This window comes from Streptomyces sp. NPDC056231, from assembly GCF_048270745.1.
Classification (GTDB): domain Bacteria; phylum Actinomycetota; class Actinomycetes; order Streptomycetales; family Streptomycetaceae; genus Streptomyces.
Genome location: NZ_JBLVKW010000014.1, coordinates 140323 through 152113, shown reverse-complemented (window position 1 = coordinate 152113; position 11791 = coordinate 140323). Strand labels below are relative to the sequence as shown.

At 70.8% G+C, this 11791-nt stretch carries 11 protein-coding genes and 1 tRNA gene; 5 read left to right on the top strand and 7 right to left on the bottom strand.

Annotation, left to right across the window (positions count from 1 at the left end):
• Nucleotides 1-197 precede the first annotated feature (197 nt).
• Nucleotides 198-1193: a magnesium and cobalt transport protein CorA gene (locus ACNPQM_RS14690; RefSeq protein ID WP_358863125.1), complete on the top strand. Its 996-nt coding sequence runs from the start codon at nt 198-200 to the stop codon at nt 1191-1193.
• Nucleotides 1194-1220: 27 nt separating this feature from the next.
• Here ACNPQM_RS14690 and ACNPQM_RS14685 read toward each other — a convergent pair whose 3' ends face one another.
• Both ACNPQM_RS14685 and ACNPQM_RS14680 read right to left on the bottom strand, forming a co-directional pair.
• The gene (locus tag ACNPQM_RS14685; protein ID WP_418084320.1) at nt 1221-2009 is read right to left on the bottom strand and encodes a ferritin-like domain-containing protein; all 789 of its coding nucleotides are present in this window, start codon (nt 2007-2009) and stop codon (nt 1221-1223) included.
• Between the two features lie 186 nt (nt 2010-2195).
• Nucleotides 2196-3245, bottom strand: a complete 1050-nt coding sequence (locus ACNPQM_RS14680; protein ID WP_358863123.1) for an LLM class F420-dependent oxidoreductase — start codon at nt 3243-3245, stop codon at nt 2196-2198.
• A 141-nt stretch (nt 3246-3386) separates the two neighbouring features.
• On the opposite strand from ACNPQM_RS14680, the gene ACNPQM_RS14675 reads away from it, so the two are divergent.
• The gene (locus tag ACNPQM_RS14675; RefSeq protein WP_358863122.1) at nt 3387-4370 is read left to right on the top strand and encodes an aldo/keto reductase; all 984 of its coding nucleotides are present in this window, start codon (nt 3387-3389) and stop codon (nt 4368-4370) included.
• Nucleotides 4367-6571 carry an ATP-dependent DNA helicase gene (locus ACNPQM_RS14670; protein ID WP_418084319.1) on the top strand — a complete coding sequence of 735 codons (2205 nt, stop codon included), beginning with the start codon at nt 4367-4369 and terminating at the stop codon, nt 6569-6571. Before ACNPQM_RS14675 ends, ACNPQM_RS14670 begins: the two co-directional genes overlap by 4 nt.
• A gap of 150 nt (nt 6572-6721) precedes the next feature.
• On the opposite strand, the gene ACNPQM_RS14665 is transcribed toward ACNPQM_RS14670, so the two are convergent.
• Entirely contained in the window at nt 6722-7381 is a 660-nt protein-coding gene (locus ACNPQM_RS14665; RefSeq protein ID WP_358863120.1) for a hypothetical protein, read from the bottom strand.
• A 47-nt stretch (nt 7382-7428) separates the two neighbouring features.
• Between ACNPQM_RS14665 and ACNPQM_RS14660 the strand changes: the two genes are divergently transcribed.
• A complete protein-coding gene (locus ACNPQM_RS14660; RefSeq protein WP_358863119.1) occupies nt 7429-7617 on the top strand; it encodes a DUF5703 family protein in 189 nt (62 codons plus the stop codon).
• A gap of 70 nt (nt 7618-7687) precedes the next feature.
• Here the strand turns inward: ACNPQM_RS14660 and ACNPQM_RS14655 are convergent, their stop codons facing one another.
• The 3 genes from ACNPQM_RS14655 to ACNPQM_RS14645 all read right to left on the bottom strand — a co-directional run bounded on the left by ACNPQM_RS14655 (nt 7688) and on the right by ACNPQM_RS14645 (nt 10353).
• The gene (locus ACNPQM_RS14655) at nt 7688-8464 is read right to left on the bottom strand and encodes a chaplin (protein WP_418084318.1); all 777 of its coding nucleotides are present in this window, start codon (nt 8462-8464) and stop codon (nt 7688-7690) included.
• A gap of 138 nt (nt 8465-8602) precedes the next feature.
• Entirely contained in the window at nt 8603-8836 is a 234-nt protein-coding gene (locus ACNPQM_RS14650; protein WP_418084317.1) for a chaplin, read from the bottom strand.
• 152 nt (nt 8837-8988) lie between these two features.
• Nucleotides 8989-10353 carry a M20/M25/M40 family metallo-hydrolase gene (locus ACNPQM_RS14645; RefSeq protein WP_418084316.1) on the bottom strand — a complete coding sequence of 455 codons (1365 nt, stop codon included), beginning with the start codon at nt 10351-10353 and terminating at the stop codon, nt 8989-8991.
• 144 nt (nt 10354-10497) lie between these two features.
• Between ACNPQM_RS14645 and ACNPQM_RS14640 the strand changes: the two genes are divergently transcribed.
• Nucleotides 10498-10585: transfer RNA gene (locus tag ACNPQM_RS14640), tRNA-Leu, on the top strand.
• A 136-nt stretch (nt 10586-10721) separates the two neighbouring features.
• On the opposite strand, the gene ACNPQM_RS14635 is transcribed toward ACNPQM_RS14640, so the two are convergent.
• Nucleotides 10722-11366, bottom strand: coding sequence for a GAP family protein (locus tag ACNPQM_RS14635; RefSeq protein WP_418084315.1), 645 nt, complete (start codon nt 11364-11366; stop codon nt 10722-10724).
• Nucleotides 11367-11791 lie beyond the last annotated feature (425 nt).

Here is an 11791-nt window from a genome sequence, read left to right as displayed (position 1 = left end):
GCTCGCCCCCCCCCGCCCGGCGCGGGGGGCCGCCGGCCGCCGCGCGTTGGCGCCCGCGACACCGGGGGTCCGGCCGGCGAGCACCCCGGCCGTGTTGGCGGTGGAGCGTCCGTGGCGTACGAGGATCAGGGTGGGCATACGGGCCAGGGTAGGCCGATGTCCCTCAGGAGATGCGTCGGGGACCGGAGCAGGGAAGAATGCGCGCCGTGATTGTGGATTGCGCGATTTATCGGGATGGGCGTCGCACCGACGGACCTGCCGACTTCTCCGATGCCCTCGACGAGGCACGGGCCACCGGGGACGCGTTTCTCTGGATCGGGCTGCACGAGCCCACGGCGGAGGAGTTCGACCTCGTCAGCAGCGAGTTCGGGCTGCATCCGCTGGCCGTGGAGGACGCGCTGAGGGCGCACCAGCGGCCGAAGCTGGAGGTGTACGACGACTCCCTCTTCGCGGTCATCAAGCCGGTGGTGTACGAACCCGAGGGCGACACCGTCACCACCGACGAGTTGATGATCTTCATAGGCGACTCGTTCGTCGTGACGGTCCGGCACGGGGAGGGCGCGCCGCTCGCCGAGGTACGCCGCCGGCTGGAGGCCGATCCCGAGGTGCTCAAGCACGGCCCCACCTCGGTCCTGTACGCGGTCAGCGACGCCGTCGTCGACCACTACATCGATGTGGCCGCGGAACTCCAGGTCGACCTGGAGGAACTGGAGACCGAGGTGTTCTCACCGAGCACCACCGTCGACACCAAGAACATCGCGTCACGCATCTACACCTTCAAGCGGCAGGTGCTGGAGTTCCGCCGGGCCAGCGGCCCGCTCAACGCGCCCATGGTCCGGCTGGCAGGCGCCGCCGTGCCGTTCGTCGACGAGCACTCGCAGCCGTTCTTCCGGGACGTGAGCGACCATCTGACGCGCGCCAACGAGCACGTGGAGGGGCTGGACCGGCTGCTCTCCGACATCCTCTCCGCGCATCTGGCGCAGACGGGGCTGCGGCAGAACGACGACATGCGGAGGATCTCGGCGTGGGCCGCCATGGCGGCCGTACCGACGATGGTGGCGGGGATCTACGGCATGAACTTCGACCACATGCCGGAGCTGCGCTGGGTGTGGGCCTATCCGACGGTGATCGGGCTGATGGGCTGCGCGGTCTTCGGCCTGTACCGCGTGTTCAAGCACCATGACTGGCTCTGACGTCGGGCTGCCAGCCGAAGGCGCAGCTCAGGCATACTCGGGCGCCGGTACCGCCGGGCCGCCCAGCGCGTCGCGCCGCTCGGGCGGTTCCAGGCTGACCATGCGCCGCCAGCCGACGAGCCGTTCGTACGCATAGACGCCGTGGATCCCCACGGCGAGCACCGCCGCCCTGGCCCTGGACCAGCCCAGGAGGCGGCCCATGTGGGCCATCACGGCGAGGCTGACGTCGCGGTACACCCGGATCTCGGCGAGGGCGCACTCGCGCAGGATGCGCTGGATCGTCCTGCCGTGTCCGGCGCGGGCGAGGCGGAGCAGCTCTTCGTGGCAGTACGCCAGGTGGTTGTCCTCGTCGTTCGAGATCATCTTCACCGCACGGCCCACGTCGGGGTGGTCGGCGAAATACCTGTGGAGCGTTTTCATCTGTTCGGAGGCGCGCTGCTCGGTGACCCGGCTGTGCGCCAGATACGTGACGATGTCGAGCTCGGACAGCGGCTCGTCACGTTTCAGCTGCTCGTGGGCGAGGCCGACGCCGTGCTTCTCCAGCAGCATCGTGTAATCCGTCTCGTGCGGGACCACGGTCGGCCGCAGCCCGCGCTTCTTCAGCAGGGCGTGGAAGATCCGGCCGTGCTTGTCCTCGTCGGCGCCGTGCCGGGCGATCTTGGGAACGAGGGTGCGCTGGCTCTCGGGTGCCAGGGCCGCGATGCGGCCGTTCTCCCAGCCGCCCTGACTCTCGCCACCTGCGGCGATCGAACAGAAGAGCCGGAACGACTCGTCGTTGTCGAGAATCTCCTGGAACAGGTTCTTTGCCGAGAGCATTGCTGGCGCCTCCGTACCGGTGTCCGCAGAAGGAAATTCAAATGCGGCACGGGAGAGGAGGCATCTCCGGCAGGGCCGAACGGGTGCCGCGTAACCGATGGGGGCCGGGCGCGTTGTGCTGCGTGACGGCCGTGGCGGGGAGGACCCCCGAGCCCCCACCACGGCCGTAGTGCTGCCCGCGGGCGGTTACGCCAGGCCGGACCGCTCCAGCGCGTCCGTACCGGCGCGCAGCGCGGCGATCCGCTCCTCGCGGGTGAAACCGGCCGGAGCGAGGGTCAGGGTCGTGACACCGGCGGCGGCGTAGGCCTGCATGCGCTCCGCGATGCGCTCGACCGAACCGAGCAGCGTGGTCTGGTCGATCAGCTGGTGCGGTACGGCGGCGGCGGCGCCGGTCTTGTCACCGGACAGGTATTTGTCCTGGATCTCGGCGGCTTCCTTCTCGTATCCCATGCGTTGGGCGAGCTGGTTGTAGAAGTTCTGCTTGCGGCTGCCCATGCCGCCGACGTAGAGCGCGGTGTAGGGGCGGAACATGTCGGCGAGTCCGTTGATGTCGTCACCGATGGCGAGCGGCAGCGTCGGGCAGACGTCGAAGCCGTCCATGGTCTTCCCGGCCTTCTCGCGGCCCGCCCGCAGGTGCTTCACCGCGGTGTCCTCGAGGTGGTCGGCGGACGGGAAGATCAGCAGCGCGCCGTCGGCGATCTCGCCGGTCTGCTCCAGGTTCTTCGGGCCGATCGCGGCGATGTAGAGCGGGATGTGCTCGCGCTGCGGGTGGACGGTGAGCTTGATGGGCTTGCCGGGACCGTCCGGCAGCGGAAGCGTCCAGTGCTCGCCCTCGTACGAGAGCCGCTCGCGGGACATCGCCCGGCGGACGATCTCCACGTACTCCCGGGTGCGGGCCAGCGGCTTGTCGAACTTGACGCCGTACCAGCCCTCGGAGACCTGCGGCCCCGACACACCGAGGCCGAGACGGAACCGGCCGCCGGAGAGCGAGTCGAGAGTGGCGGCGGTCATCGCCGTCATGGCGGGCTGGCGGGCCGGGATCTGCATGATCGCGGAGCCGACGTCGATGGACTCGGTCCGGGCGGCGACCCAGGTGAGCACGGTCGGCGCGTCGGAGCCGTACGCCTCGGCCGCCCAGCAGACGTCGTAGCCGAGCCGGTCGGCCTCCTGGGCGACGGCGAGGTTGTCGCCGTCCATTCCCGCGCCCCAGTAGCCGAGATTGATGCCGAGCCGCATAACCGCTCCCCTTACTGATCAGTAACGTCCCTGTGGTCCGGACTCTAGCGCGCACCACCCTGATCCGGCAGGGGGCGACTTGACCCCGGGTTGTCCACAGGCTTCCTCCCCGTGGGGCTCTGGCCAGTAATCTCAGCGCCCATGGAGCAGAGGCATCTCGGCCGCACCGGCCTTCGAGTGTCCCGGATCGGGCTCGGCACCCTTACCTGGGGCCGGGACACCGACGAGCACGACGCCGCCGAACAGCTGAAGGCCTTCTGGGAGGCGGGCGGCACGCTGGTCGACACGGCCGATGTGTACGGCGGCGGGGAGGCCGAATATCTGCTGGGGCGGCTCGTCGAGGGTCTGGTGCCGCGGCGCGATCTGGTCATCGCGACGAAGGCGGGCAGCGTGGCCGACCCGTGCCGCCGCTTCGACGGCTCGCGTGGTCATCTGCTGGCCGCACTGGACGCCTCGCTGGAACGGCTCGGTACGGACTACGTGGACCTGTGGCAGCTCCATGCCTTCGACCCGGTGACTCCGCTGGAGGAGACCCTTCAGACGCTGGAGCTGGCGGTGTCCACCGGGCGGGCACGGTACGTCGGGGTGTCGAACTTCTGCGGCTGGCAGCTCGCCAAGGCGGCGACCTGGCAGCTCGCCTCGCCCGGGGCGCGCACCCGGCTGGCCAGTACGCAGATGGAGTACTCACTGCTGCAGCGGGGGGTGGAGCGCGAGGTGCTGCCCGCCGCACTCGATCTGGGCGTGGGGCTGTTGCCGTCCTCGCCTCTGGGCCGCGGGGTGCTGACCGGCAAGTACCGCACGGGCACCCCGGCCGACTCGCGCGGCGCCTCCGAACTGCTGGCCCCGTTCGTCGAGCCGTATCTCGACGACCCGGCGAGCCGCATCGTGGACGCGGTGGCGACGGCGGCCGACGGGCTGGCCACGACGGCGTTGCAGGTGGCTCTCGCCTGGGTGCGGGACCGTCCCGGAGTGGTGGCCCCGATCGTCGGCGCGCGCAATGCGCGGCAGCTCACGGAGGCATTGTCAGTGGAGGCGCTTAGTCTTCCTGACGAGATCTGCCAGGCGCTCGACGATGTGTCGGCGCCCGTGCACCGCTATCCCGACCAGGACTGGAGCACGCTGTGACTGCGCTTCCCCGGGGGGAATCCCCCGGCCCCTCGGCCGCCGACGACGACACCGACGTCGTCGGCTCCGCTGCCGCCGTACCCGCCCCGAGCGAGGCGGAGGAGACGGACGGGACAGCGGAGCCGGCTGCCCCGGAGGGAGCCGACAAGACGGATGCGGTCGGCGTGACGGAGGTCGGCGCGGCGCCCGCTGCCGCCGCGCTCTCGGAGGCCGAGGCCGAGCTGGCCGCCCAGCGGGAATTGCGGGAGCGGATCGAGAAGCGCAAGGCCGAGAAGCAGGGCCCGATCGCTGCGGGCGCCAAGCTGAGCGGGCAGGCCGCCGATCTGCTGGCGGCGGTGCGGGCTGTGGAGAGCGGCGAGAAGCCCGGCGCCGCGTTCTTCGACTCGCCCGCACCGGCACCGCGCCGCGCCGCTCCCGCGCCGGTACGCCCCCGGGAACCCGAGCCGGTGTTCGCACCGCAGGGTGCCTCTCCGGAGGCCGTGGCCGCGGTGACGGCCGTCCTGGCGGAGGGCGGGGCACCCCAGACCCTGGCGCTGCCGGCGGCGGAGACGCTCGGCGCGCAGGCGGCCGACGTGCTGCGCGCGGACCCATGGCAGCTGCTGGCCGTACCCACCGTCCGGCCCGAACAGGCGGACGGCTTCGCAAGGGCCCTGCTGGGCGCCGCGTGCGGTCCGGACGACGAGCGGCGGACAGCGGCGCTGGTCGGCTGGCTGCTGGAGCGCGCCGCACTGCAGGGCCACACCGCGCTGGACACGTCGGCGGTGCGTGCCGCGCTCGCCGAGCGTGCGGTGACCGACCCGGAGGCGGCCGTGCGGCACGCCGTCGCCGAGGGCGTCGTGCTGGTCTTCCAGGACGGTCCGGACGACCAGGAAGCGGACGCGGATGCCGAGCCCGGGGACGAGGCGGCGGACGGGGCCGGGCAGGAGCCGACCCAGGTGCTGCTCGGTCTCGAGCGGTACGCGCTGGCCGAGGAGAGCCTCGCCGACGGCCTGGCCCGGCTGGTCAACGCCTGTGAGAAGGGCGCCGACTGGTCGGAGGCGGCCGCGGCCGCCGGTTCCCCGTCGGCGGCCGAGCTGATCCGTGCGGTCGCGGCCGGTGGCCTGGTCGCGCACACGGGCGGCGACGCGGCGCGGGCGGAACCCGCCGCGCTGATCGTCGCGGCCCGCGCCCTCGGCTTGCGGGCCCTCGGCGCCACCCACAGCGTGGACGGCAGACGGAGGCTGGCCGAAGCGCTCGACGAGCCGTCGGCGGCCGTCACCCTCGCCGGGCTGCTCTCCGGCGCGGAGGGCCCCGGCCGGGACGCGGACGGGGCGATCGCCGTCGATCTGCTGGTCGTGCTGGACGCCCCGCAGCTGGACGTGGAGACCGCCGCGATTCTGGTGGAGTCCCTCCCCGACGGCGCCCGGCTGGTGCTCAGCGGCGACCCGGGGGTGCTGGGCTCGGCAGGTGCGGGGCGGGTCTTCGCGGACGTCCTGGCCGCTCGCGCCTGCCCGCAGGTCGTATCCCGTACGCCGGATCCCGGTCCGATCGGCGAGCTGGTCTCCGGGATCGGAATCGGCGAGCTGAACCAGGTGGCGGCCCCCGGCAAGGAGGTGGTGATCGTCCCCGTGCAGGACGCCGGCGAGGCGGTGCACCGCACCGTGCAACTGGTCGCCGACTCGGTGCCGCGTGCGATCGGCGTCCCGTCGGCCGACACCCAGGTGATCACCGTCGGGCACGGCGGCTCGGCAGGCACCCGCGCGCTGAACGCGGCGCTCAAGCAGCGTCTCAACCCCGGTCCCGGCCGGTTCGGCGGCTTCGACCCGGGGGACCGGGTCGTACACGTCCCGACGCCCGGCAGGACCGTGCCCGGGACGGTCGTCTCGGCCGACGCCGAGGGACTGCATCTGGACTGTGCGGGCACGCCGGTCGTCGTGCCGCAGGAGCGGGTGGAGTCGTCCGTGCGCCACGGCTGGGCCCTCAGCGCCCACCAGGCGGCCGGGATGCGCTGGCCCGCCGTCGTGGTCGTGCTGCCCGGTGACGCGGCTCAGAGGCTGAGCCGGGCCTGGGTGTACACCGCGTTCAGCCGTGGCGAGCGGCATCTCTCCGTGGTGCACGGGGTGGATCAGGCGCTGCCGCGCGCGGTGGCCCTGCCTCCGTCCCAGAACCACACGACCCGGCTGCGCGCCCTGCTGGAGGCGCAGCAGACGGTCACCGCCTGAGGGCTGTCCCGAAATCCCTGACAGGACATCCCCTGGGTTCTGTCGTCGAACTGCCGTCGTTGCCGGAAGGGCAGTTGCACGGCGTCCGGTGCGCCGCCGGTGCCCTGGAGCGGGGCACCGGCGACGGCTCCTGTCACCGACAGCACACGGTCAGGAGCTTCCGGCCGCCAGGTCGTCCAGCTCCTCGTCGAGTTCGTCCTCGTCAAAGACGGAACTGACGTCGAAGCGGCACACCACCAGTTGAGGGTCGGCTTCGTCGAACGGGGCACTGAGCCACTCCCCCGGCTCGGGAAGCTCTTCCGCCGCGGCGACCCAGAGTGTGGAGTCGCCTTCCTCCAGACCGAACTCCTGGTGCCGGGAGGCAATCTCGTCCGGTTCGTACTCACCGAAGAGCACGCCGAGCGCCGCATGGACACTGGCGCCGACCACGGCGCCGGTCCCGTTGACGCGGCCGTCCGGGTCCGGGTTGGCGATCCGCTGCGCCTGGGCGAGCAGCCGGGAAGGCTCCACCACCGCGTAGTCGCGGCGGATCAGCACGCTGAGCGCCTTCGGCTCCTCGGGACCGCTGTACGGCGGCAGGGAGTCGTCGGCGCCGGGGATCTCGAAGGGAGTGACCTCGTCGTAGCGGTCGTAGAGGAGTTCGTCGTAGACCTCGGCCGCGGCGGCGAGTGCATTGAACGCTTCATAGACGGCGGGGTCGTCGTCCCCGGACCGGCGCTCGACCGCCGCGAGGTGATGGTCGAGCGCGGCTTTGACTGCATCGGCGGCGGCGCGTACCTCGGCAGCGGTGGGCTGCGCAGCATCAGACATAGTGCAGACGCTATCCGTAGACAGCCTCTGCCCGCACAATAGATGCGATGCCGGAATACGAATTTGTCGATGTGTACGTACCACGCGGGGTCTCCCGGAAGGAAACCGCCCGCCTGCTGACCGACCATGCCGAGTACGGCCACTGGGAGTTGGACCGATTGACGCTGCGCCGTGACGGCAGCCGCAGGGTGCGGCTGCGTCGGCGGATCATCCGCCAGATACGCGCCACCTGGTGAGACGAGCGGGCCCCGCATCCGCGGGGCCCGCTCGTCTTCGTGCGGCCTGTCCCGGTGCCGCAGTCCGTTGTTATGCGGCCATACGGAAGCGGCGGTACAGCACCGTACCCGCGCCCGCCAGCAGCAGACCCGCGCCGGCTGGGACCAGCAGGTCGAACCCGCCCGCTCCGGTGTGGGCGAGCTGGGGCTCGGGCGCGTTCGGCACGCCTCGCGGTCCGGGTACTTCGGGCTTCTCGGGGGTGAGCGGAGTGACCGGGCTGACCGGAACGTCCACCGGGGGCGTACTCACGGGGTCGTTCTCGCACGTGCTGCCGGTTGCGGAGCCGAGCAGTCCACCGATGGTGACACTGTTCCCGCAGGCATTCACGGCTACGTCGACGGGGACCTGGATGGTGTTGCCCGAGAGGATGCCGGGCGACCCGTTCGCGTACCCCTCGGCCGTGGCGCCGCTGACGCTTCCGTTGCCCCCGGCCCGGTGCTTGCCCGTTCCGGCGCGGTACTCGCGGGTCAGGTCGCCCATGCCGCGGTCGGCCGCTGCGTGGCGGCCCGATGGTTGCGCACCCGAGCCGTGCCGCCCCGAGGCACTCTTTCCCGAGCTCTTTCCCGAACTGTTTCCACAAGCGTTTCCGGCCGCCGGATTGAGCAGTCCGACAACACTCACGGAGTTACCGCATACATTGACCGGGACGTCGACCGGGATCTCCACCGAATTCCCCGACAGTAACCCAGGGGAATTCGACGCGTCGCCGTCCGCTCCCGCGTCGGCGTGTGCGTATCCGCCACTCAGCGCGAGCACCCCGCCCGCTGCTGCCATGGTCATCAGGCCTTTACGCGTGACCTGTCGCATAGGTTGTTCCCTGCCTTCTGCCTTCCGGATTACCCCCGGACGTGACCGTGCGGAGGGGGAATACCCAGCGGCCCCGGAGCGCATGGCGCGCGCTCCGGGGCCGACCGGGCTCAAACCGTTACGGGTTGACGCACAACGTCACGAGTTGGCGCAGTAGTTGCTGAAGGCAGGGTTCAGCAGCCCGATCACGGAGACCGTGTTGCCGCACAGGTTCACCGGCACGTGCACGGGAACCTGGATGGTGTTGCCCGAGATCACACCGGGGCTGCCGGCCGCGGCACCCTGGGCGCCCGAGTCGGCGGCGGCCATACCCGCACCCGCGATGACCAGACCACCGGTGACTGCCGCAGCGGCGACGATCTTCTTGATCATTATTCCTCCTAGTTGGCAATGCGGTCCCAGCCGCGGACCGCATCACCTGTAACGAGGAATAAGTAGCCGGGCTACGAGGCGATGACCCCTTTCACTCGTTCCGGTCACGTACGTACACGCTGGCGATTACCAGCGGAACAGGGCGCGGTAATTCAGCAGTTATCGATGAAACGGTCGAGCACCCGCGCACCGAACTGCAGGCCGTCGACCGGTACCCGCTCGTCGACACCGTGGAACATGCCCGCGAAATCGAGCTCCGGCGGCAGCTTCAGCGGGGCGAACCCGAAGCAGCGGATACCGAGGTCGGCGAAGGACTTGGCATCCGTGCCACCGGAAAGCATGTACGGGACGGCGCGGGCGATCGGGTCCTCCGCCTTCAGCGCGACCTGCATCGCGTCCACCAGGGAGCCGTCGAAGCCGGTCTCCAGCGCCTTGTCGCTGTGCACGTCCTCGCGCTTGACCCGCGGGCCGAGTATCCGGTCCAGGTCGGCCAGGAACTCGTCCTCGAAGCCGGGCAGGAAACGGCCGTCGACATGGGCGACGGCCTGGCCGGGGATCACGTTCACCTTGTAGCCGGCGCCGAGCATGGTGGGGGCGGCGGAGTTGCGGAGGGTGGCGCCGATCATCTTGGCGATGCCGCCCAGCTTGGCGAGCGTGGCGTCCATGTCCTCCGGGTCGAGGGAGGTGCCGAGCGCGTCGGACAGTTCGTCGAGGAAGGACCGTACGGTCTTGGTGACCCTGACCGGCCACTTGTGCCGGCCGAGCCTCCCGACCGCCTCGCAGAGCTCGGTGATCGCGTTGTCGCCGTTGGTCATCGAGCCGTGCCCGGCGGTGCCGTCCACGGTGAGCCGCATCCAGTGGATGCCCTTCTCCGCCGTCTCCACCAGATAGAGCCGCAGCTTCTCGTTGACCGTGAAGGAGAAGCCGCCGACCTCGCCGATCGCCTCGGTCACGCCGTCGAAGAGGTCCGGGTGCTTGTCGACGAGATACCGCGCACCGTACGTACCACCGGCCTCCTCGTCGGCGAGGAAGGCCAGCACGATGTCGCGCGGGGGCTTGCGGCCGCTGCGCATCCGGTCACGGACGACCGCGAGGGTCATGGCGTCCATGTCCTTCATGTCGACGGCGCCGCGTCCCCATACACAACCGTCCGCGACCTCGCCCGAGAACGGGTGGTGCGTCCAGTCCTGGGCGTTGGCCGGGACGACGTCGGTGTGCCCGTGGATGAGCAGCGCGGGCCTGGACGGGTCCTCGCCCTCGATCCGGGCCACGGTCGAGGCGCGACCCTTGTGGGATTCGAAGATCTTCGGTTCGAGCCCGACCTCGGCGAGCTTCTCCGCGACGTACTCGGCGGCCGCCCGCTCACCCGGGCCGGAGTGGTCTCCGTAGTTGCTGGTGTCGATCCGGATCAGCTCACGGCAGAGGTCCACGACCTCGTCCTCGCCGGACGGGCCGCCGGCCTTGTTCGTCTTGCTCACGCTGCTTCCTTCCACTCTCGCCCTGGTGCTCCCCCACATCCTCCCGCGTCCGGCCCGCACGCCCAAGGGCGCCTGTCCCCTGTCACGCGCCGTTCACGCGGCCAGGGGCGTGATCGAGCACCCCCGAATGTTTGCTATTGTTTTCCACGTCGGAACGGGCACGGCCCGCGAGACAGACACCTAGTCCGGGTGGCGGAATGGCAGACGCGCTAGCTTGAGGTGCTAGTGCCCTTTATCGGGCGTGGGGGTTCAAGTCCCCCCTCGGACACCAGAAGGTCTCCCTTCACGGGAGATGGAGCGGATGCGGGTCGAGGATCACCTCGGCCCGCATCCGCTTTTTGGTGTGGCGCCCGGCGCCGGCGCTCCCGTCCCCATCGGTGATGGCGGTCGGTCCGGGGCTGCCGTCCTCACTTGACGAGCTGGTAGATGCTGTCGGCGACCAGCCACAGCCCCAGCAGAAGAGACAGTGACACGACCGCCTGGTCCTGATGGGTGTCGAGCCAGTCACGCAGCCCCCGCAGCTTGGCCTCTGCCGCAACGGGCGAGAAGGTGGTGTACAGCTCCATCGCCAGCAGGCTGGAGGTGGCCAGGACGCAGAACCCCGTCAGGGCCAGCGTGGTCGCGATCGAGGAGAAATTCGCGTCCACCGCCGTGGCGGCTCCGGCACCGACCATGGCCCAGGGCTGCAACAGGATCGCCAGTCCGGCCGCCGTCCATCCGGACACGCGATCCGGTCTCTCCATCCACTTGGGTGCGTGGCGGGGGCGGCGTGGACGGCGCCGCTTGCGTTCGCCGTACGCGACGAGCCCCAGGCCCAGGGCCAGCTTGCCCGCGAGCGCCGCAGTCGACGGAACGCTCTGGCGCGCCGGGGGCGTGCCGCCGGTCAGCAGGATCACGGCGGCGATCACCATCAGGAGGCCGGCGAGCCACGACAGGATGAACACGAGCCCCCTGCGTACCCCTCTGTCGGCGGTCAGCAGCAGAATGAAGGCGCTGTTGTGCAGGGGCCCGAGCGTGATGGCCGTACCGATGACGACGAGGTCAACGACCATCGCTGCCAGCCGCGTGGTTGGTCCCGTCCCGATGCCCGTGTCCGCGCGGCTCCCCGAGGCCGGGGGTATCGGGCGCGCGGGACGGCAGGGCCCCCGCCTCGCCCCGGCTCTCGGCCGTCACTGCCTTCCCGTAGTGTCTGCCGACGGCCGAAGATCGGACCGGGCGTACGCGGGCGCAGGTCGTGGTGGGGACGTCGGGTCGCACATATCGACTGTGTTGGCCGGGCATCAACGCGTCAAACCGGTCACGGCGCCAATGGGCCGAATGCGTCCGGCGGGCTGAAGGCCCAGCCGGCGATCCGGCGCAGCAACAGCCGGCGCGGGGGCCCCGCACGCGAGCGCTGACCGCGCCCGGCGACACCTGCCGCCATGAGCGTGGCGTGGCCGGCGCTCATCCGGCGCCGACGCCGCCCCCCATGTGCCGG